Raw genomic sequence first — 19,628 nt, forward strand, 5'->3', positions numbered from 1 at the left:
TCCGCCCATCTTAATCCGCCAATTCGACGAAAAGCGGCTGATGATCGGAAGCATCTGTCTTGCCATTAACATCGACGCCAAGGACACGGCTCGCCAAATCCTCCGTCACGAAAATAAAATCTCGGCAATCAGGTCCTGCTATCCATTGCGCGTGATCGTATAGCCCGCAGGTCGGCGACCGCTGCCGGTCTGGACGACTAGCTGTCCAGGCATCGCGATAGTTGAGGCCCGGCCGATTCGATCGATCGATCATGGCGTGCTGGGGATCCGCAACGTCACAATTGAAATCGCCGCACATCAGGCTCGACGCGGCGACCGTCTGGCTTTCATAGGGCTCGACGGGCCGTCCGGTCGGTGCCTTGGGACTGATCGATGCATCCTCCTGCAGGTCCAGCAAACGCTTGATCTGCGCCTCCCGCTGGGCGACCGAATAATATTCGAGATGGGTATTGACGATACGGATCGCACCAAACGCAGCCTGGACCGTTACTTCCAGGGCATGGCGCCGCATGCTGCGCACCGTGCCTGCGCCAGACCACGGCAGGATGTGGTTGTTGATCTGCACGACCGGCAGGCGCGATAGGGTCATGTTGCCGAAGCGATGCAGTTGGCCTGCCTGATCAACGGTTTCGATCGCAGGCCGAAATATCGCCATGTAGCCCGGCAGTAGCGCGGCGAGCTCTGCGCTCTGATCCCCTCCCCCGTCGTGCCTGGAGAAGTTCGAACTCACCTCCTGGAAGCAGAAGACGTCGGCATCCATTGTTTCGCTTGCGACCTCGACGATCCTCGCCAGATCAGTAACGCCGTCGCAACCCTTGCCGCACTGAATGTTCCAGGTGAGAAGCCGCATCAACGAATTCCCGCGCGCATGAAGGATTGGACGAACTGCCGCTGGAAGAGCAGGAACGCGATCAGCAGCGGTGCCATGGTCATCACCGTTGCCGCCGTGATGACCGACCAGTCCACGCCGGTCTCCGGCGCGCCGAACACCGCAAGGCCCACGGTGAGCGGGCGCGCTTCGACAGAGTTCGTCACGATCAGCGGCCACAGGAAATTGTTCCAGTGGTAGCTGACTGACACGAGGCCGAATGCCACGTAGGTCGGACGCGCCAGCGGGACATAGACCCGCCAGAGAATCCCTAATGGTCCAGACCCTTCGACCCGGGCCGCATCGACGAGTTCCTGAGGGACGCTTTTAAAGGTCTGCCGAAGCAGGAAGATGCCGAAGGCGCTGGCGAGATAAGGCAACGCAATCGCGGGGATTGTGTCCAGCAGGCCGAGCTTGGCAATTGCGCGATAATTCTCGACGATCAGCACGTCGGGCATGATCATCAATTGCAGCAGGACAAGCGCGAAGGCGATGCCGCTGCCCTTGAACTTGAAGCGTGCAAACGCATAGGCCGCCAGCGTCGACAGGATGAGTTGCCCGACCAGAACCAGCGTCACCAGCACTATCGTATTGAGGTAGTAGCGGGCGAACGGCGCCTGCTTCCAGGCGCGGGCAAAGTTCTCCAGCGTCCAGGGTGCGGACAAGCTGAACGACGTTGCATAGGCGGCCGGATGCAGTGCGCTCCAGAAGGCATAGGCCAGTGGCGCGAGCCAGATCAGCGCCAGAAGCCACGCGGCGACAGCCTCGATGGGATGCGTCCGGCCTCTCATTGATAGTGGATCCTGCGATCGAGATAGCCGAACTTGATCAGCGCGACGGCGCTCAGCAGCACCAGAAGCACCACCGTCAACGTCGCCGCGTAGGATGAATCCTGGAACGTGAAGGCGACTTCGTAGATGTAGTAGAGCAACAGCGTGCTGGCGTTGTTAGGACCGCCCTTGGTCATGATGACGAGGTGATCGACCAGCTTGAACGAGTTGATGACCGCGTTGATCGCGACGAACAGAGTGGTCGGCATCAGCAGCGGGAACGTGATCCGGCGGAATGTGTACCATCGGCTCGCCCCCTCGATGGACGCAGCCTCTTCGAGATCCGGCGAGAGCTGCTGGAGGGCCGCGAGATAGAAGATCATGAAGAAGCCGGCTTCCTTCCAGATCACCATGACGATCAGGCAGCCCATGACCGTCGAGGGATCGCCGAGCCAATTCCAGCCGGCGAGGCCAAAGTTTCCGCGCAACTGATCGAGCAGCCCGTAATCCGGGGTGTAGAAGAACAGCCAGATGTTCGCGACCGCGATCATCGGCAGTACGGTCGGAGTAAAATAGGCCAAACGCAGAAAGCCGCGGCCGCGCATGTTGCGATTGACCCAGATCGCCATGACCAGCGCCAGCGCGATCGACGTCGGAACTGTGCCGAGCGCGAACCAGAAATTATTGACCAGCGCCTTCCAGAAGATCGGGTCGGCCGCCATAGCCTGATAACTGTCGAGGCCGACAAAGACCTCGGTGCCATTGCGGCGTGTGATGAACAGCGAATGCCGGACCGTCGCGAGGATCGGGTAATGGGTAAACGCGATCAACAGCACTGCCGCCGGCAACAGCAGCAGCCAGGCGTTCACAGCATTCCACCACGCCTGTGAGCCGGCGCGGCGCGGAGAAGCCTTTGATGAGGCGACGGTATCGGACATCCCTGTATCAGCGGGATGGCGGCGGCGAGCCGCCACCCCGCCGTTTCCTTACTTGTAGGCGCGCAAGACGCGATCGGCCTGCTGCTGGGCTGCGGCGAGCGCCTCCTGCGGCTTCTGCGTGCCGGTGATCGCGGCTTGCACGGCATCGCCGACGAACTTGTAGATGCGGCCGTTCTCGTGGACTGAGAGTTCCGGCACCGCGTATTCCAGCTGATCGCGCGCGACGGTCGCTTGCGGGAAGCCCTTGGCATATTCCGTCATCACGCTGGTCTTGTAGGCGGCCGGGGACACAGCCACGTAGCCCGTCTTCATGCTCCATTCCGCTGCGCGGTCTGGCGCCGTCATCCACTGGATGAACTTGACGGCTGCCTTCTGCTGCTCCGGGGACGCGCTTTTGAAGATATAGAAATTGCCCCCGCCGGTCGGCGATCCGCGCTGCTCCTTGGCCGGAAGCATGGCCACACCGAACTGGAACTTCGCGGCATCCTTGACCGCCGTCAGGTTGCCGGTGGTGTGCCACATCATCGCCGTCTTGCCTTCGAGGAAGTCGGTGCGCAGTGTGGCCCAGTCGATGCTGCCCGCCGGCGCCACGTTGTGCTTGCGCGACAGATCGACCCAGTAGTCCAGCGCGGCGACCGTCTTCGGTGCGGTCAGATACACCTCATTGCCGGGCTCGTTCATCATCTTCTGGCCGTTCTCGATGGCCAGCGCCTGCAGCATCCAGTAGGCGTAACCGGTCGAGGGAATTTCGACACCCCAGCGCGTGGTGTTTCCGGCACCGTCCTTCTTGACGAGCTTCTTCGACATCTCGACCAGTTCGTCCCAGGACGCCGGTGCCTTCTCCGGATCGAGGCCGGCTTCCTTGAAGGCCTCCTTGTTCCAGTACAGCACGATCGTCGAACGCTGGAACGGGATGCTCCAGGTCTTGCCGTCGATCTGCCCGTTCGCCATGAACGCCGGATAAAAATCCTTGAACCACGCCTTGTCGCTGACGAGGCCGTCGATCGGCACGATCGCGTTCTCGTCCATGAGCGTAAACACGTCGGTGGACAGCAGCACCGACAATTGCGGCGGTTGGCCGCCCTTCATCGCTGTCATCGCCTTGGTCATCGTGTCCGTGTAATTGCCGGCATAGACCGCCGTCACCTTGACGTCCGGATTGTCCTTCTCGAAGCGCGAGACCATGTCATCGATGATCTTGGTGACGGGACCGCCGACCGCGACCGGATAGTACATCGTGAGGTCCACCGCTGCCGCCGGACGGGCGGCGCCCATGGACAGCGCAGCGAAAGCAGCTGCCATCAACATTGTTCGGCGCGCAAACATCCTAGTCTCCTTCGTTATCCGCCCTGACACCGCCGCCCTCATCGGTCGGATGCTGCCAGACGGCCCTCTTTGACAATGCTCTCCAACCGAACTTCCGTGGTCGAATCGAACCGGTGTTCGTAATCCGCATCCCAGGCAATCCGGATATCCTCGCCCGGTCGAACCTTGCTGAAGCCGTCAAGCCGCACCGAGATGGGCTGCCCACCCATCTCGCACAGCACGATGCTGTCCGCGCCGAGATGCTCGACGGCCTTGACGCGCACAACATGATCGCCGCCGGAGACGATGCGGATGTGCTCCGGCCTGAGGCCAATGAGCTTGTCGCCCTGGCGCACGAGATTCATCGGCGGCGTGCCAATGAACCGTGCCGTGAAAGCCGTTGCCGGACGATTGTAGAGTTCTTCCGGCGAGCCGTTCTGCTCGACGCGGCCGTCGCGCATCAGCACGACGCGGTCCGCCATCGTCATCGCCTCAGTCTGATCGTGGGTCACGTAGACCATGGTGATGCCGAGGCGCTGCTGCAGCGCGCGGATTTCCGTCCGCATCTCGTGCCGCAACTTGGCGTCCAGATTTGAAAGCGGCTCGTCCATGAGGCAGACGCGCGCCTCCGCGATAATAGCCCGGCCGAGCGCTACCCGCTGGCGTTGCCCGCCGGACAATTGCGACGGCTTGCGCTCCAGCAGACCACTGAGTCCGACGATGTCGGCGACGCGCCGGAGCCGCTCGTCCCGCTCGGCGCGAGACACGCGGCGCACGCGCAGTCCGAAGACGATGTTCTCGGCCACGCTTAGATGCGGAAACAGGGCGTAGGACTGGAAGACCATTGAGATCTTCCGTTGCGCCGGAGTGAGATGCGTAACATCGATGCCGCCAATAGTGATCGTGCCGACGGCGGCCTCCTCGAGGCCCGCGATCAATCGAAGCGTCGTCGACTTGCCGCATCCGGAGGGCCCGAGCAGCACCAGCAGCGAGCCTTCGTCGGCTGTCAGGCTGACGTCATCGACAGCGCGCATCGATCCCCAAAATTTGGAGACGTGGCTCAGCGTAATCGCTGACATGGTCTGTTCGCTCTCAAATGCCGGGTTCGGTGCCGGGCACCGGCGTGGCCATTCATACCGGCTTTGTCCTGCCCTCGCGGAGCAGCCAAAGGCTCCTCACCCCAAGCAGACCGATCCATGCCGTTCCTCCAGACCGCGCAACTTCATCGGCGCAGCAATTATTATGTTCATATGAACATAGTGTGACCCCATATGAAACAGAAAATTGCGTCCTAAGCGTTCAAATGATACTTTGGTTGGAACGGATCAATTATGCTCAAGACCTCCACCTCACGTCGAGCCCCCATACTAGAGATCGTGCGCGAGCAAGGCTTCGCCTCGATCGAGCAACTTGCGACGCGTTTTGAGGTGACGCAGCAGACCATTCGCCGTGTCGTGAATGCGCTCTGCGACCAAGGATTGCTCCGGCGAATCCACGGCGGTGTCAGCCTTCCCGTCCAGAACCAGAATTTGGCATATGGAAGCCGGCAAGGTTTGAACGCCGTCGCCAAGCAGCGCATTGCGCATGCGACCGCCAGGTTCATTCCCGATGGAGCATCGCTGATGATCGGACTTGGCACGACGCCAGAATACGTTGCGCAGGCACTATCCCGTCGTCAGGATCTGCGCGTCATCACCAACAATCTGAACGTGGCTGCTGCATTCGCACAAAACCCTGAAGTCGAGATTACGATCGCCGGCGGCACCCTCCGCCCACTTGATCGGGATATTGTTGGCGAGGCCGCCGCGCGCTTCTTCGCGGGTTTTCGAGCCGACTACGGGATCTTCGGTGTCGGGCGGCATCGATCAAGACGGCGCGCTGCTGGATTTTCATATGGACGAGGTTCAAGCACGTCAATCAATCGTCGCCAATTCGCGCACGGCGGTGCTCGTCGCTGACACGACCAAGTTCGGTCGCAACGCGACGGTGCGAGGCGGCCATCTCGACGATTGTCACCACCTCTTCACCGACGGCCCGTTGCCGCCAGCCTTTGGGCCGATCTCCACCAGATACGCCGATCGTATTCACGCAAGAGACTACACTCGCGAGGAATCCGAGCGGCTTAGCTACGATTGAACGGCACCGGCTGACGAACGCGTCCGTTTGCGTTACTTGAGCGAAGCCGCTCCCGCATCCTCGTTCCGCCGCTCGCCTTTAGAACTTCGTACGCCATCAAAACTCCCTTCTGGAAAGCTCCCTGGAAAGAGCTCCACGCGAAACTCCTGGAGTTGCAAGGGGTGAAGTCGCCCTTCCCCGCGAGCCGGCATCCCATTCGCGACCGCGCACGTTACCTACCTGAAGCTGCAGTACTCGGCATACCGCTCGATCGATCGTTCATCTGGTCGCTGGGGTCCAGCGTACCGCGAAGTTCGGATCAACTCCGTCCATACGCAAGTTGGGCCCGCACTGACGGTGCGTCGGCCACGCTCGATCGTGCCGTTCGATCGTCTAAGTCGTGCCATGCCCAGCTCGAGGACTTCGCGCATGGCGCCTTGTCGATCTTATTTAACAGGCTGCAGCACTCGCTCCTTGACGGGCCCCTTTGTCTGATCTGCCGACTGGGCCCTGCCCTGATCACCGGGCGGAAGTCCGAAGCCCTTCACCAATCCGAAGATCGCCGGGATCACGATCAGCGTCAGCAGCGTGGAGGAGATCATCCCGCCGATCATCGGCACCGCGATCCGCTGCATGATTTCGGAGCCGGTCCCGGTGCTCCACATGATCGGCAGCAGGCCCGCCATGATCGCGACCACTGTCATCATCTTGGGTCGGACGCGCTCCACCGCGCCCTCCATGACGGCGTCGTAGAGATCGCCGCGGGTCAGGGCCCGCCCCTCGGCGGCACGCCTCGCCGCAGTCTCCGCCAGCGCCTGGTTGAGGTAGATTAGCATGACAACGCCGGTCTCGGCCGCGACGCCGGCGAGCGCGATGAAGCCGACGGCGACGGCAACGGAGAGGTTGAAGCCCAGCCACCACATCAGCCAAAATCCGCCGACCAGCGCGAAAGGCAGCGAGAGCATGACGATCATCGTCTCGGTGATCGAGCGGAAGTTCAGGTAGAGTAGCAGGAAGATGATCATCATCGTCAGGGGAACAACGATCTTCAGCCGCGCGGTGGCCCGCTCCAGGTATTCGTACTGGCCGCTCCACATCACGTAGTAGCCGGCCGGAAACCGGATGCTGGCCTGCACGGCGGTTTTCGCATCCGCGACGTAGCCCCCGAGGTCGCGGTCGCGGATGTCGACGTAGACGTAGGTCGCGAGCTGCCCGTTCTCGGTCCGGATCGAGGTCGGCCCGCGCGCCGGCGCGACCTTCGCCACCTCGCCGAGCGGCACAGCGCCGCCGGCGGGCATCGGCACCAGCACGTCGTTGGCGATAGCCTGCGGATTGTCGCGCAGATCGCGCGGATAGCGCATGTTGACGGTGAAGCGCTGCCGGCCTTCCACGGTGGTGGTCACCGTCTGCCCGCCCAGCGCCATAGCGATCGTGTCCTGCACGTCTTGGACCATGATGCCGTAACGCGCCAGCGCGGTCCTGTCCGGCGTGACCTCGAGGTAGTAGCCGCCGATCCCGCGCTCGGCGTAGGCCGATGAGGTGCCCGGAACGGTTTTGAGGACCTGCTCGATCTGCTTGGCGAGCTTGTCGATCTCGACGAGATCCGTCCCGATCACCTTGACCCCGATAGGCGTCCTGATTCCCGTCGACAGCATGTCGATGCGCGCCTTGATCGGCATGGTCCAGGCGTTCGACACCCCGGGAAACTGCAGCGCCTTGTCCATCTCGGCGATGAGCCTGTCGATGGTCATGCCGGGGCGCCACTCTTCCTTCGGCTTGAGGTTGACGAGGGTTTCGAACATCTCGGGCGGTGCCGGATCGGTGGCGGTCGCAGCGCGCCCTGCCTTGCCGTAGACCGAGGCGACTTCCGGAAAGGATCGAATGATTCGGTCCTGGGTCTGCATCAGTTCGCCGGCCTTGGTGACGGAGATGCCCGGCAGCGTGGTCGGCATGTAGAGCAGCGTGCCTTCGTTGAGGTTCGGCATGAACTCGGTGCCGAGCTGGCGCGCCGGCCAGATGCTCACGGCCAGCACGGCGAGCGCGAGCACGACCACCAGCGTCTTCGCCCGCATGACGCCCTTGATCACCGGGCGGTAGATCCAGATCAGGAACCGGTTGATCGGATTCCGGTGCTCCGGAACGATCCGCCCGCGCACGAAGATCACCATCAGCGCCGGCACCAACGTCACCGAGAGGAGCGCGGCGGCCGCCATCGAGAACGTCTTGGTGAACGCAAGCGGGCTGAACAGCCGCCCCTCCTGCGATTCGAGCGTGAAGATCGGCATGAACGACACCGTGATGATCAGCAGGCTGAAGAACAGCGCCGGTCCGACCTCGGCCGCGGCGGCGATCAGGACGTCGATCCTGGACTTTCCCGGCTCGGCGCGTTCGAGGTGCTTGTGCGCGTTCTCGATCATGACGATGGCCGCATCGACCATGGCGCCGATCGCGATTGCGATGCCGCCGAGGCTCATGATGTTGGAGCCGAGGCCGAGCAGCTTCATGGCACCGAACGCCATCAAGATGCCGACCGGCAGCATCAGGATCGCGACAAGCGCGCTGCGCACGTGCAGCAGGAACACGATGCAGACCAGCGCGACAACGACGCTTTCTTCGAACAGCGTGTGCTTGAGGGTGTCGATTGCCGCGTAGATCAGGTTGGAGCGATCGTAGACCGGGACGATCTCGACGGACTTCGGCAGACTCGAGGCGATCTCCCGGAAGCGCTTCTTGACGTTCTGGATCACCTCCAGAGCATTGAGGCCGAAGCGCTGCAGCACGATGCCGCTGGCGACTTCGCCCTCGCCGTTCAGCTCCGCGATGCCGCGCCGCTCGTCGGGGCCGAGTTCGACCCTTGCGACGTCGCGCAGCAGCACGGGCGTGCCGCCGGACGTCTTCAGCACGATGTCGCCCAAGTCATTGATCGACTTGATGTAGCCCTTGCCGCGGATGACGTACTCGAATTCGGAGAGTTCGACCGTTCGCCCGCCGACGTCGGCGTTGCTGGCGCGGATGGCGTCACGCATCTTCTGCATGGTGATCCCCCGGTCGCGCATGCGCTGCGGATCGAGGATCACGTTGTACTGCTTGACGAACCCGCCGACGCTCGCGACTTCCGCGACGCCCTCGGCCTTGGCCAGCGCGAACTTCAGATTCCAGTCCTGGAGGGTCCGCGTGTCGGCGAGGTTCAGTTCCTTCGACATCACCGCGTACTGGTAGACCCAGCCGACGCCGGTCGCGTCGGGACCGATCGTGGGTGTGACACCGGCCGGCAGGCGCGCGCTGGCGCCATTGAGGAATTCCAGCACGCGCGAGCGCGCCCAATAGATGTCCGTGCCGTCCTCGAAGATCACGTACACGAAAGAGACGCCGAAGAACGAGAAGCCGCGGACCACCTTCGATTTCGGGACCGTCAGCATCGCCGTCGTCAGCGGATAGGTGACCTGGTCCTCGATCACCTGCGGCGCCTGGCCGGGGTACTCGGTGTAGACGATCACCTGGGTATCCGAGAGATCCGGGATGGCATCGAGCGGCAGATGCAGAAGCGCGTACAGTCCCGCCGCGGCGGCGAAGCCGGTCCCGAACAGGACCAGCAGCAGGTTGCGGGCGGACCAGGCGATGAGGCGTGCGATCATTGCTGCGCCCCTTCGGCAAAGCCCTTCAGGGCGGCCTTCAGGTTGCTTTCGGCATCGATCAGGAAATTCGCCGAGACCACCACGGCATCGCCCTCCGCGAGGCCCTGCCGGATCTCCACGAAGCCGCCTCCCCGGTGGCCGAGCTTGACCTCGCGCGGCTCCAGCCGACCCTGCCCCTTGTCGATGAAAACGGCCTGCCGGCTCCCGGTGTCCATCACGGCGCTCTCCGGCACCGCGAGGACGGCCTCGCCGCTACCGGTGTCGATGTCGGCGTCGACGTACATGTCGTGCAGCAGGATCAGGTCCGGATTCTGCAGTTCAACGCGGACGCGCGCGGTCCGGGTCTCCTTGTTGATCTCGGGATAGATCACCTGGACCTGCCCAGTGAACTCCCGGCCCGGAAAGCTCCGCGCCTTCACCGCGACGGGCTGGCCCTTGGCGATCATGCCCAGATCGCGTTCGGCGACGTCGATCAGCGCCCAAACTACGGAGTGGTCGGCGATCCGGAACAGGACGCCGCCGGGCTGCACGCGCATGCCTTCGATGGCATTGCGCTCCAGTACGATGCCGTCGCGCGGCGAAGTCCACTCGATCGAGGTCGGCACGGTCCGGCTCTTCTCGATGGCGGAGATCGCAGCATCGGGCACATCCAGATTCATCAGGCGCTGCCGCGATCCACGGCCATACTGAACGTCGCCGCTGGTCGTCTTCGACGTGATGGTGGTCAGGTACTCGGCCGCCGCGGAGGACACCGCGGGGCTGTAGACCTCCATCAGGGGCTGGCCCTTGGCAACATGCGATCCGGTGGTGACGTCGGCGACCTTAAGGATGAAGCTTTCCGCCCGCATTGCGATCACGGAAATCCGCCGCTCGTCGAGGGCGATCGTGCCCGGCGCCCTGACGACGGTCCGGATCACCCGCCTCGCTGCGGGCTCCGACTTGACGCCGGTACGCTGGATCTTCCCCGGGGAGAGCTTGACGGAGCCGTCGTCGCTGTCCTCGCCCTCGTAGACCGGGATGTAGTCCATCCCCATGGAATCCTTCTTCGGCGCCGGGGAGGTGTCCGGCAGGCCCATGGGATTGCGGTAGTATTTGATCCGTCGCGCTCCGGAATCGCCGGCCGTTGTCGCCGGCTGGTCGTCGTCGAAGCCGACGTCGGCGCCAGCGGGCACGGCGCGGTAATCCCGGCCATCCGGCGTCTTTCTTGGCACAAGCGAGTAAGACGGCTTGCCGTCCGGATCCTGGTAGTAGATCGGGGCGCCGCTCTCCTCGGCCGCAGCGAGGCCGATCACGGCTCGAGCCGCCGGCCGCTGCGGGCCGGCGATGACGAATGCGATCCCGGCCGCCGCGATCAACGCGGCGACCAGGCTTGTGGCGATGGGGCGGGTCATTTGTGCGCCGTGATGACGAGCTTGTTCTCGACGCTACCCGTCTCGCCCTGGACCTTGGCGCCCAGCGAAAGCTGCCACCGTCCCGCCATGCCAAAGCTTGCCTTGAAGCGGTAGGTGCCGGGCTCGGTCCCGGGCATGGCCGTGACCTTGGTCGCCATCTCCTGCATCCCGTCCGGAGCCATGTCCAAACGGCTGGCGAAGATCACCGCCTCCGGCACCGGTTTGCCGGTTTTGGTGTTCACGAGCCTGACGGTGATGATCTTGTCGGGCCCGGCCTGGACCGACTGGTCGACGAGCTCGAACGTGTAGTCCTTGATGTCGGCCAATGCGGCCGTGCTTGTGCCGCCGATGGTCGCAGCGATCAACGCGGCCTGGACGGCCCGCGCGAAGGTAGACGTCTTCATGTTGTGTGTCCTCGATGTCCTGAATTCGCCGCCGAGGCGGCGTGCGCCATCCGGGCGCAAAGCGCACGGACGCAATCGGCGTCAAGCGCCGTTCAGGCCAGGATTCGAGGGGGTTGGTCGGGAGGTGGACGGATCAAACCGTCGCCGACCACGTCGTCCGCCACTGAGTGGGTGGTCCGGATTGCGTGCCGCAGCGGAAGGGCGGCGGCCGCAGAGGGTCCCGCCTGGGCCGTCTTCAACACGCACATTGCAACCAGCGGACAGTCTTGACAGTCCTTGCTCTTCTGCTCCTCCGGACAACAGGGCATGTCGGCCGACATGGACATGTTGGCCATCACGGCCGATCGCGCGTGCGCAGCGGCGGCCGGCGTGATCAGAGGCGCCAGCATCAGGCCGAGGCTCACAAAGAGCGCGAGAGCGAGTTTGAGCAGTCGCCGCAAATGCATGGCACGACCATCCCACGGAAAGTGAAACTATGGAAGCCAGCCCGGTTCACATGTTCGCCAGCCAAACCTGCCGGATCTCAGCCGCAGCAGGACTGTCGGTCCTCATCGCCGGACTGGATCGGCGGACACGGGATCGACCCGTAGCTGCAGAACACGCAGCAGCCGATCAAACGCGGGGTCAGCTAGGGCCAAACATTGGTAGGTGGACATCCAGTTTCAGCCGCGAACGTTCGCACGCAGACAATCCCTCGGCTCTCCAGTAGCGTCGGTCATGCCGGGCCGGGGAGCCGCTTTCCGCGAGGCGATCCAGCCGACGACTATCGATAGTGTCGCGACGACAAGCGGCGCCACCGCGTGCCCATATTCGCCGTGCAGTGTGACGGTCGCGAGCGCCGCCAACATCACTGTGCAGCCGAGCGCCGAGCCCCACAGCCGCGTTCGTGCCCGCACCAGCAGAACGGCGGTCGTGAGTTCTAGCGATCCGGTCACGAAATGGAACCAGTGTGGGTATCCCCACCGAAGATATTCCTCGTAGATGGACCCCGGAGCGAAGATGTTGCTGAGCGATCCCACGACGAAGAAAACAGCAAGCGCCAAGGCCGAGACTTGGCTCCAGGAACTCTTTGACATTTGTCTATCCTTTTCTGATGAGGGCGCCGGAGGACTTGTGTGGCCGCCAAGGGAGGGGCGGCCGCGACGCATTCATTCCGAAGGAGATGCGACTTTCCGGAGCAGGTTCGAAAGTCGCATCTCATCGCTGATCCGGACCTACGCCGTGGCGGTCTTCTGGGCCGCCGCGAAGACATCGCGGGGCAGCGTTGTGCCGGCGACGTGCTCCGTGCCCGCTACGCCGAGGTCCATCCAGCCCGCGTTAACGGCCTCGAACATCGCTTCAGCCGGTCCAGTTTGGCCCTTCGGGATGCCGAACTGCTCGAACGCTGCCGACCACTCGGCTCGCGGCACTGCGAACGCCCTGACTTCGCGCTGCATGACATCGCCCAGTTGCACTGCGACTTCATCCGCGCTGACCATCGAACCAAGTTCGATGACGCGATGCCCCGACCACGCCGGCCCGGTCAGCAGCGTCGCCGCCTCGGCACCGATGTCGTTCGTCGCGGCCATGGTCGATTTGCGGTTGGTCGGATTGTAGTAGACGGGGAGCGTGCCGCCCTGGGCGGCGTGCAGGCCGTAAAGGAAATTTTCGAAAAACCCGCCGGCGCGCACGAAGGCAGTCGGCGATGTCAGTTTGCGAAGGCTCTGCTCCAGCAACGACAGGGCTGTGATCATCCCCAACCCGCTGGTTCTGTTCGCACCCATCGACGAGAGCCCGACGACCCGCGGGGGCGCGGCCTTGGTCAACGCCTCGACATAGTTCGCGATGACCCCCTTGGCTTCCCTAAAGTCCGGCGAGGGGGCCCAGACCGCCGGCAACATGACAAACGCGCCGTCGACGCCCTTGAGCGCCCGTTCGATGGCGGCCGCATTGTTCCAGTCGCCGTCGACCAGTTCCACGCCCTGGTCTGACCAGCTTGCCGCCTTCGCGCGATCGCGAACCAGCGCGCGTACTTTCTTACCTTGGGCCAGCAGATGCCTGGCCGTTGCGCCGCCGACTTTTCCCGTGATTCCCGTGACTAGAAACATACGTATTCTCCCGGTGTTAAATGGTCTACGTTCTAGGGTAAGTCTCACATAGAGACCTGAGGTCTGCACCGTAAGGAGGCAGTTTTTTGTAACCAGGAGAGAAAAAGGAGACCGGCATGAGCGACGCATTGAGCGCGATCGAGCGATTCAGCCGATATCAATCGGACGACGCCCGGTCAGCAGAATCCGTACACTGCCCGGTGCGCGACGTACTCGACTGCATCGGCGATAAGTGGAGCATACTCATGATCATGACCCTCGCGACGCGACCGCAGCGCTTCAGCGAGCTTCATCGAGCCATCCGCGACATCTCGAAGCGCATGCTCACCCAGACGCTGCGCGACCTGGAGCGCGACGGACTTGTCACCCGCAATGTCTTTCCGACCAAACCACCGAGCGTTGAGTATTGCCTTTCCCCGCTAGGCCAATCCCTGCTGGAGCCGATGGCGAGCCTCGTCGATTGGGCCGATCGTCGTTATTCCGACATCCATGCCGCGCGCGTCCGCTTTGACGGAGCCCCCTGTGATGTCCCGCGCTAGTGATCTGGTGCAGAAGTTCGCATGGGGCGGGCGAACCGGACCACGGTCTCGCTCGGCCTCTACAGCTGCTTTTGCGACATTTCGAGGCCATTGCTCTAGCCCTGTTGAGCTGCCCGTACGATAAGATGCCCGCTGCGCGCCGACCAGGTGACGAACGATGTCGCCTGTTTGCTTCGGCGGTGGGGACCTTAGCCGTCAAGGAAGTGACTGATGATCGATTTTGCCATGCCGGAGACGCGCTATGCGCTCAGCGGCGACGTCAATATCGCCTATCAAACGCTGGGTAGCGGACCCATCGATATCATCATGGTCCCGGGCATCATTTCGCATGTCGAATTCTTGCATGAACTGCGCGGCTATACCGCGTTCATGCGCCGTCTTTCGACCTTCGCCCGCGTGGTTTCCTTCGACAAGAGAGGCCAGGGGCTCTCCGACAGGGTAGCCGGAGCCCCTTCACTCGAACAGCGGATGGATGATGTTCGCGCCGTCATGGATAGCATCGGGTCAACCCAGGCCGCGCTGCTTGGCGTTTCCGAGGGATGCGCGATGAGCGTCATGTTTGCTGCCACCTATCCCGAGCGCGTATCCAAACTCATCCTCTTTGGCGGCTATCGACGGCGACGCGACTTGCCCGGAGACGGCGAGCAACAGGCCATACAGCTCATGAAGTCGTGGGGCACGGGCGCGATGATCAACAGAGTTGCTCCCAGCCTCGCGACCGATCCTGCCGCCGTAGCGCAATTCGCCAAGTATGAAAGGCTTGCAGCCAGTCCCGGAGCCATAAAGCAGTTTGCCCTGCTGAATGCGTCGATCGATGTGAGTCAGCTGCTTGAGAACGTACGCGCTCCGACGCTCGTGCTGCATCGTCACGGCGACGTGCAGGTACCGGTCGAGCATGGCCGCGATTTAGCCGCGGGGATTCCCGGCGCGCGATTCATCGAATATGCGGGAGATGACCACAGTCCATATTTCGGCTTCAGCGATCGCGACGAGCTGCTTGGCGATATCGAAGAGTTCATGACGGGGCATCGCGACGGCTCGCCGGAGGATATCGATCGCGTTCTCGCCACGGTCCTGTTCACGGATATTGTCGATTCAACGCGCCGCGCCGCCGAAACCGGCGATCGGGCATGGCGCAAATTGCTCGACAGTCACGATGAACTGGCGTCGCAAATCGTCGAGAAGCATCGCGGCACTTTGATCAAGTCCACCGGCGATGGCATTCTCGCCACCTTCGACGGACCAGCCCGCGCCGTTCGTTGCGCTCTCGCGCTTGGAACAGCTGCAAAACAGATTGGCTTGGCGCTCCGAGCCGGTCTTCACACCGGCGAAATCGAGATCAGGGGCCGCGATATAGGCGGCGTCGCCGTGCATGCAGCTTCGCGCGTTATGACCCAGTCGCAGACTGACGAAGTCTTGGTGTCGCGGGTCGTCACCGATCTCGTCGCAGGCGCGGGTTTGAGGTTCGCCGAGCGCGGATCGCATGAACTTAAGGGACTTCCGGGCCGGTGGGATCTGTTCGCAGCGATCATCTAAGTGAAGGGCCGCTCTTGATGCTATTGGCGAACCACATTTGCTCAGGTTGAGTTCTTCGCATTTTGACCCAGTGCGGACAATCGCCCTGACGGACGCTAGGAGATCAACTATTGCGCGGGTCGCCCTGAAGCGGAGATCCCGCTCGCCAACTCTTTCGCTTGGCTATTAATTTCGCCGCGCGGAGGACGGTCACTGGACCGCGAAAGCGCAAGCCCCGCACGCAAATAAGGCAAAGAGCACAACAACCGATGAGGACGGCCGCATAGCTTCCGGTCCAATCGATGCTGACTGCGAAAGGCAGCGGTCCGAATGCCGCGCCCGCAGCCCGCCCTCGACCACACTTCGGACCATCGCCTCTCGGTATGGTTCGGCAACCACGTCGCCCGCTGGCCCGACCGTGCCAACAACGCTAAAAAAGCCTGCGGGATGAACAGGTTCAACGCAGGATCATGGCCGTGGACCGTGATCCCGCCAAATCCCGCCCGCTAACATCCGCATGTCCAGCCCCGGGGAGGTTCAAAGGCAAGTCTGGATGCTGCCGTTGATCGGCCCAGAAGATTCGCGCCCAGCAATTCCCGCCATTCAAAAGAAAACTCCTTGTTTAAAATATAATATATAATACCATGCTTTTATATTTCATTTAAATCGAGGAGAGCGCAGCGTGACCCGGGACGGCAACGAAGACGACGACCGGCGGGCATTTTTGAAGACATGCGGAAGATTCGCGGCCGTGACGCCCCCGGTCATGACATTGCTTCTGTCCACCTCCCTGACCTCGAAAGCCATTGCACGTTCGGGCGGTCTGAACGGAGCGACGCAAGGCGACAAGAGCCAGTCTGTCTTCGACAACGACCGGTCCTCCGCGGTAAGGTCGGGGACCTCCAGTAGCGGCGGATCATCCGGAGGGGGTGGAGCACCCGGCGGTGGCCGGCCCAGCTCACCTCATGCTGCTGCAGGGACACCCGTTGGCGGCGGATCCGCTGGTGCCGGAGGCAATGGTAAAGGGCCTTTCGCGACCGGCGGCAGCTCCGGAAGCCCGACCGCATATGGCGGCGTCGATTGCGCAGATGAAGAGGAAGAGAGGCTCAAGGCCGATTGCGACCGCGCTATCACTCGGGTTTCGAGCGCGACCAAAGCCGAAAATTAGCATCGTTTCAGCGCATGCATAGCGCATTGACTTGCCCAGCCAGCACGTCGGCTCATTTGCTGCGGCATGCTGAAAAGCGTGGCTCGGACTGCGGGGGCCGCGGGCCTGGACATCCGAGAACCTCCTTGAGAGGCAGACCCGATTCCCGTGAGTCGAAAAGGCGTTGTTGCGCTTGACGTCCTCGTCATTTCGCGCTGGCGGGATCTCGCTGTGTAAGACCGGTAGCACTCGACTCACGAGGCGCTGAATGCACCTCATTCCGTGAAATTGCCAATGCCGCGAGAACTGTCCGATTACTGATGTCCAGTTTTTGAAAGATGTGATGAAGGTGGACTTTGATCGTACCGTCGGCAATGTTCAGGCAACGCCCAATTTCCTTATTCGATAGCCCCTCCGATACGAGCCGCATGATCTGCCGCTCCCGGTCCGTCAGCTGGGTCAGGGACTTCTCCTCACCTGCGCGAGAGTCTTCAGCAACCTGCCCAGTGCTGTGCGACCGTGACGCCAATCCTCGGATCTGAACAACCTTCCGCAGGGTGGCGACTAACGTCTCCGGCTTCGCATGCTTCGTGAGGACGAGACAGACCCCGTCGGCAACCAGCTTCTGCAACGCGTCATCGCCAGCCGTATCGACGAAGAAAACTACCCGAGTACCCTGGCCCGCGGTGTTTGCCAGAGCCAGGAAGTCAGACCGGCTCATTTCAGGCGCGCCCAAATCCACCAGCGCAATGTCCGGCACAAGAAGTCGAATTGCCTCGATGCAGCTTGCAGCATCTCCGCATGAGGCCACGATCGCAAAATCGTGCTGCGTCGCCAAGACGCTGCTGATTCCCTCCAAAACGATCGGGTGCCGATCCGCGATGACAATTCTGATGCGACGCATGCTTCCTCTGCCCAATTCGTAAACCCACAATGCGGCAGTTTATTCCAGCAACGTCTCCGGTAACGTTCGCTAACCATAAAGCCAATTTGCAATGTCAAAGTGTCGCACTTGTTGAGGCACATCTCGCAACGCTTGACCGCGGTGTGAACGTAACTCACTCTGAAATTGCGTGCACCACCGTACGAACCCGGGCTCTGCTCGAAACGCAAAAACGCGAAATCTTCGGCGGAAGCCGACCTTCTGGGCAATTTTTGATAGTAACGCAAGTAAACTTCGCCCGGCAGGTGTATTTTGGGCGCGGGGTGAGTCGCTGACTATCATAATCGACATCCATCTAATCGGTCCACCGCTGCTATATTACGAAGGATATATAGGGATATCCGCGATTCAAATCTAACATTCAACGAAGTTTCGCCTAAAACGAGGCGATCCAACCCGGGGAGGCTGCAGAGTAATATTATCGTCGAGGAGCGTTCATCCGACGCAAAGAACGGCTGCGATCCTTTGATTTTGTGTATCGGCGGGGAGCTCAAATGAGGAATGAAAATTTTTCAAACTGCCTGATTTCAACGAAAGCACCCTGCCAATGCTCGTTTCGAGCGAAATCCAGGGAAAGGCCTTCAATCTAACTGTAGCACCGATGAACAACTGGTCAGCAGAGTTGAACCGGCGTCTTCGTCAGCCCGGCAATTTCACTGAGCGGTTACGAGGTGATCTTTGTAACGAGTGTAGGTGGTCACATGCATTCTTCGGCTGTTCTGCGTCAAACTCATCAGGATCTGATCGTTCAATTCACCGAATTGCAGAATTTGCGTAGTCGCGTATTGCAGGCCGAACAGCGGATGTTTGGCCCCCGACGAGCCAACCGGCGAAGGGCCTTTGGGAGGCGCCTGCTCGGTCGGACAACCAGAACGAGGCGGTAGCGGCGACAGGCGTCGGCGCGTGCCGGACGTGCCGGACCAACCGATCGTGCTTGCCGGACCGGGCTTCGACCTGATATCCCCTCGACCTTCCTGTTTGACGGAAGTAGCTGGGGACGGCTTCCATGGGTAAGGACGACTGGACATCCGTCCCTACGGGGGACCTTTGGCAACTTTACGACGAGGTGACCACGGTTCTCAGTCGCAGAATGACCGCGGAAAAAGCCAAGCTCGAACAGCGGCTTCGCAGGATAGAGGGAACCGCCGGCACTCCCACCGAGGAGCGTGCACGGCGCCCCTACCCTCCAGTGCTGCCGAAGTACCGGAATCCTAAGAAACCATCCCAAACCTGGTCTGGTCGCGGTAAGCAACCCCGATGGCTGAAAGAGCAGCTTCGCGCCGGCAAAAAGCTGACCGACCTGTTGATCAACCGCTCATCCGGCCAGAAGCGCCGCCAGACCGGCTGAGCACGAGCAATCGTTGTACCGGCGCCCGCGCGAACGCCGGCATGGCTGTCGCGGGCCGCTGGCGCCACCCTTCAGCGGTCGTCATCCTCTTTGCCGTTAGGACTGCCGTCCCCGCCGCCGTTGCCGCCCCCATTGTTGCCGTGCACAATTCGGCCAGCCGAACCCGCGATGGCGGCCGAGGTAAGAGAGGTGGAGAGCAACAAGGTCATAGCTGGAGGGGTCACGGCGGCAAATCTTCCGCAATTCTTCAAGAACTCACGACGGTCTTCGCTGTCGGCGTCCAGGTGGGTCATCGGGTCATCCTGCAATGATTGCCCAATCGAAAATAGGCCAGAATGGCCGCGCCGCAAGTTAAATATGTTATTTCGGACAATTTAATTACAAGCCTGGCCTGAGGTCTTCGCTGGGGCGACTATCGCTCGAAACCGCGCACGTGAGCTGGGGAATCCACTAATATGCTCATCGCCAATCAGCACAATCGCGCCCATCTACCCGTCCGAGGAATGCATGATCCGGCTCTCGCATTTGACATTTTCAATGTTAGATCTATTATAAATTTAAATATAATTTAATAGCAGACAATTTCTTCTTCGCTCATAAGCCTGTTCAGCGCACACCGAATT

General features: G+C 61.7%; 18 protein-coding genes and 1 pseudogene. 6 read left to right on the top strand and 13 right to left on the bottom strand.

Annotated elements, in window-relative coordinates; all coding sequences use genetic code 11:
• Positions 1 to 10: 10 nt before the first annotated feature.
• Genes ACVWW3_RS18820 through ACVWW3_RS18840 form a run of 5 tightly spaced genes read right to left on the bottom strand, consistent with a single transcriptional unit; the run spans position 11 to position 4,960 of the window.
• A complete protein-coding gene (locus ACVWW3_RS18820) occupies positions 11 to 850 on the bottom strand; it encodes an endonuclease/exonuclease/phosphatase family protein (protein ID WP_456649049.1) in 840 nt (279 codons plus the stop codon).
• Positions 850 to 1,659, bottom strand: coding sequence for a carbohydrate ABC transporter permease (locus ACVWW3_RS18825; protein ID WP_247353546.1), 810 nt, complete (start codon positions 1,657 to 1,659; stop codon positions 850 to 852). Before ACVWW3_RS18825 ends, ACVWW3_RS18820 begins: the two co-directional genes overlap by 1 nt.
• Positions 1,656 to 2,576 (bottom strand): carbohydrate ABC transporter permease, encoded by a 921-nt coding sequence (locus tag ACVWW3_RS18830; RefSeq protein WP_456649048.1) that lies wholly within the window; start codon positions 2,574 to 2,576, stop codon positions 1,656 to 1,658. The genes ACVWW3_RS18825 and ACVWW3_RS18830 overlap by 4 nt, the downstream gene beginning before the upstream one ends.
• Positions 2,577 to 2,624: 48 nt before the next feature.
• A complete protein-coding gene (locus ACVWW3_RS18835) occupies positions 2,625 to 3,884 on the bottom strand; it encodes an ABC transporter substrate-binding protein (protein ID WP_456649803.1) in 1,260 nt (419 codons plus the stop codon).
• 56 nt (positions 3,885 to 3,940) lie between these two features.
• Positions 3,941 to 4,960 (bottom strand): ABC transporter ATP-binding protein, encoded by a 1,020-nt coding sequence (locus ACVWW3_RS18840; RefSeq protein WP_456649047.1) that lies wholly within the window; start codon positions 4,958 to 4,960, stop codon positions 3,941 to 3,943.
• Between the two features lie 252 nt (positions 4,961 to 5,212).
• On the opposite strand from ACVWW3_RS18840, the gene ACVWW3_RS18845 reads away from it, so the two are divergent.
• Positions 5,213 to 5,839 (top strand): DeoR/GlpR family DNA-binding transcription regulator, encoded by a 627-nt coding sequence (locus tag ACVWW3_RS18845; protein ID WP_456672051.1) that lies wholly within the window; start codon positions 5,213 to 5,215, stop codon positions 5,837 to 5,839.
• Positions 5,775 to 6,017 (top strand): hypothetical protein, encoded by a 243-nt coding sequence (locus ACVWW3_RS18850; RefSeq protein WP_456672052.1) that lies wholly within the window; start codon positions 5,775 to 5,777, stop codon positions 6,015 to 6,017. Before ACVWW3_RS18845 ends, ACVWW3_RS18850 begins: the two co-directional genes overlap by 65 nt.
• Positions 6,018 to 6,442: 425 nt before the next feature.
• On the opposite strand, the gene ACVWW3_RS18855 is transcribed toward ACVWW3_RS18850, so the two are convergent.
• The 6 genes from ACVWW3_RS18855 to ACVWW3_RS18880 form a co-directional block, all read right to left on the bottom strand.
• Positions 6,443 to 9,631, bottom strand: a complete 3,189-nt coding sequence (locus tag ACVWW3_RS18855) for an efflux RND transporter permease subunit (RefSeq protein WP_456649045.1) — start codon at positions 9,629 to 9,631, stop codon at positions 6,443 to 6,445.
• On the bottom strand, positions 9,628 to 11,022 hold the full coding sequence (locus tag ACVWW3_RS18860) for an efflux RND transporter periplasmic adaptor subunit (protein WP_456649044.1): 1,395 nt from the start codon (positions 11,020 to 11,022) through the stop codon (positions 9,628 to 9,630). The genes ACVWW3_RS18855 and ACVWW3_RS18860 overlap by 4 nt, the downstream gene beginning before the upstream one ends.
• Positions 11,019 to 11,426 (bottom strand): FixH family protein, encoded by a 408-nt coding sequence (locus tag ACVWW3_RS18865; protein ID WP_247353557.1) that lies wholly within the window; start codon positions 11,424 to 11,426, stop codon positions 11,019 to 11,021. Before ACVWW3_RS18865 ends, ACVWW3_RS18860 begins: the two co-directional genes overlap by 4 nt.
• A gap of 92 nt (positions 11,427 to 11,518) precedes the next feature.
• Positions 11,519 to 11,872, bottom strand: coding sequence for a hypothetical protein (locus tag ACVWW3_RS18870; RefSeq protein WP_456649043.1), 354 nt, complete (start codon positions 11,870 to 11,872; stop codon positions 11,519 to 11,521).
• Positions 11,873 to 12,088: 216 nt separating this feature from the next.
• The gene (locus tag ACVWW3_RS18875; RefSeq protein WP_247443958.1) at positions 12,089 to 12,502 is read right to left on the bottom strand and encodes a DoxX family protein; all 414 of its coding nucleotides are present in this window, start codon (positions 12,500 to 12,502) and stop codon (positions 12,089 to 12,091) included.
• Positions 12,503 to 12,640: 138 nt separating this feature from the next.
• On the bottom strand, positions 12,641 to 13,513 hold the full coding sequence (locus ACVWW3_RS18880; RefSeq protein ID WP_247443959.1) for an NmrA family NAD(P)-binding protein: 873 nt from the start codon (positions 13,511 to 13,513) through the stop codon (positions 12,641 to 12,643).
• A gap of 116 nt (positions 13,514 to 13,629) precedes the next feature.
• Here ACVWW3_RS18880 and ACVWW3_RS18885 point away from each other — a divergent pair, with 116 nt between their 5' ends.
• From ACVWW3_RS18885 to ACVWW3_RS18895, 3 genes and pseudogenes are all read left to right on the top strand, one after another.
• Positions 13,630 to 14,052: a winged helix-turn-helix transcriptional regulator gene (locus ACVWW3_RS18885; RefSeq protein ID WP_354045350.1), complete on the top strand. Its 423-nt coding sequence runs from the start codon at positions 13,630 to 13,632 to the stop codon at positions 14,050 to 14,052.
• Between the two features lie 210 nt (positions 14,053 to 14,262).
• On the top strand, positions 14,263 to 15,588 hold the full coding sequence (locus ACVWW3_RS18890) for an adenylate/guanylate cyclase domain-containing protein (RefSeq protein WP_456649042.1): 1,326 nt from the start codon (positions 14,263 to 14,265) through the stop codon (positions 15,586 to 15,588).
• Positions 15,589 to 16,249: 661 nt separating this feature from the next.
• Positions 16,250 to 16,612, top strand: a pseudogene (locus ACVWW3_RS18895) (hypothetical protein); the annotation flags it as partial.
• Positions 16,613 to 16,919: 307 nt separating this feature from the next.
• Here ACVWW3_RS18895 and ACVWW3_RS18900 read toward each other — a convergent pair.
• A complete protein-coding gene (locus ACVWW3_RS18900; RefSeq protein ID WP_456649041.1) occupies positions 16,920 to 17,618 on the bottom strand; it encodes a LuxR C-terminal-related transcriptional regulator in 699 nt (232 codons plus the stop codon).
• Positions 17,619 to 18,663: 1,045 nt separating this feature from the next.
• Here ACVWW3_RS18900 and ACVWW3_RS18905 point away from each other — a divergent pair.
• The gene (locus tag ACVWW3_RS18905) at positions 18,664 to 19,005 is read left to right on the top strand and encodes an H-NS histone family protein (RefSeq protein ID WP_247353572.1); all 342 of its coding nucleotides are present in this window, start codon (positions 18,664 to 18,666) and stop codon (positions 19,003 to 19,005) included.
• Positions 19,006 to 19,076: 71 nt separating this feature from the next.
• On the opposite strand, the gene ACVWW3_RS18910 is transcribed toward ACVWW3_RS18905, so the two are convergent.
• Positions 19,077 to 19,298 (bottom strand): hypothetical protein, encoded by a 222-nt coding sequence (locus ACVWW3_RS18910; protein ID WP_456649040.1) that lies wholly within the window; start codon positions 19,296 to 19,298, stop codon positions 19,077 to 19,079.
• Positions 19,299 to 19,628: the final 330 nt, after the last annotated feature.

This window comes from Bradyrhizobium sp. LM2.9, from assembly GCF_054056555.1.

What these genes read in the sequence shown, in the direction of transcription:
- ACVWW3_RS18820 (WP_456649049.1), bottom strand. Translation starts at nt 850, where the DNA reads ATGCGGCTTCTCACCTGGAACATTCAGTGCGGCAAGGGTTGCGACGGC.
- ACVWW3_RS18825 (WP_247353546.1), bottom strand. Translation starts at nt 1,659, where the DNA reads ATGAGAGGCCGGACGCATCCCATCGAGGCTGTCGCCGCGTGGCTTCTG.
- ACVWW3_RS18830 (WP_456649048.1), bottom strand. Translation starts at nt 2,576, where the DNA reads ATGTCCGATACCGTCGCCTCATCAAAGGCTTCTCCGCGCCGCGCCGGC.
- ACVWW3_RS18835 (WP_456649803.1), bottom strand. Translation starts at nt 3,884, where the DNA reads ATGTTGATGGCAGCTGCTTTCGCTGCGCTGTCCATGGGCGCCGCCCGT.
- ACVWW3_RS18840 (WP_456649047.1), bottom strand. Translation starts at nt 4,960, where the DNA reads ATGTCAGCGATTACGCTGAGCCACGTCTCCAAATTTTGGGGATCGATG.
- ACVWW3_RS18845 (WP_456672051.1), top strand. Translation starts at nt 5,213, where the DNA reads ATGCTCAAGACCTCCACCTCACGTCGAGCCCCCATACTAGAGATCGTG.
- ACVWW3_RS18850 (WP_456672052.1), top strand. Translation starts at nt 5,775, where the DNA reads ATGGACGAGGTTCAAGCACGTCAATCAATCGTCGCCAATTCGCGCACG.
- ACVWW3_RS18855 (WP_456649045.1), bottom strand. Translation starts at nt 9,631, where the DNA reads ATGATCGCACGCCTCATCGCCTGGTCCGCCCGCAACCTGCTGCTGGTC.
- ACVWW3_RS18860 (WP_456649044.1), bottom strand. Translation starts at nt 11,022, where the DNA reads ATGACCCGCCCCATCGCCACAAGCCTGGTCGCCGCGTTGATCGCGGCG.
- ACVWW3_RS18865 (WP_247353557.1), bottom strand. Translation starts at nt 11,426, where the DNA reads ATGAAGACGTCTACCTTCGCGCGGGCCGTCCAGGCCGCGTTGATCGCT.
- ACVWW3_RS18870 (WP_456649043.1), bottom strand. Translation starts at nt 11,872, where the DNA reads ATGCATTTGCGGCGACTGCTCAAACTCGCTCTCGCGCTCTTTGTGAGC.
- ACVWW3_RS18875 (WP_247443958.1), bottom strand. Translation starts at nt 12,502, where the DNA reads ATGTCAAAGAGTTCCTGGAGCCAAGTCTCGGCCTTGGCGCTTGCTGTT.
- ACVWW3_RS18880 (WP_247443959.1), bottom strand. Translation starts at nt 13,513, where the DNA reads ATGTTTCTAGTCACGGGAATCACGGGAAAAGTCGGCGGCGCAACGGCC.
- ACVWW3_RS18885 (WP_354045350.1), top strand. Translation starts at nt 13,630, where the DNA reads ATGAGCGACGCATTGAGCGCGATCGAGCGATTCAGCCGATATCAATCG.
- ACVWW3_RS18890 (WP_456649042.1), top strand. Translation starts at nt 14,263, where the DNA reads ATGATCGATTTTGCCATGCCGGAGACGCGCTATGCGCTCAGCGGCGAC.
- ACVWW3_RS18900 (WP_456649041.1), bottom strand. Translation starts at nt 17,618, where the DNA reads ATGCGTCGCATCAGAATTGTCATCGCGGATCGGCACCCGATCGTTTTG.
- ACVWW3_RS18905 (WP_247353572.1), top strand. Translation starts at nt 18,664, where the DNA reads ATGGGTAAGGACGACTGGACATCCGTCCCTACGGGGGACCTTTGGCAA.
- ACVWW3_RS18910 (WP_456649040.1), bottom strand. Translation starts at nt 19,298, where the DNA reads ATGACCCACCTGGACGCCGACAGCGAAGACCGTCGTGAGTTCTTGAAG.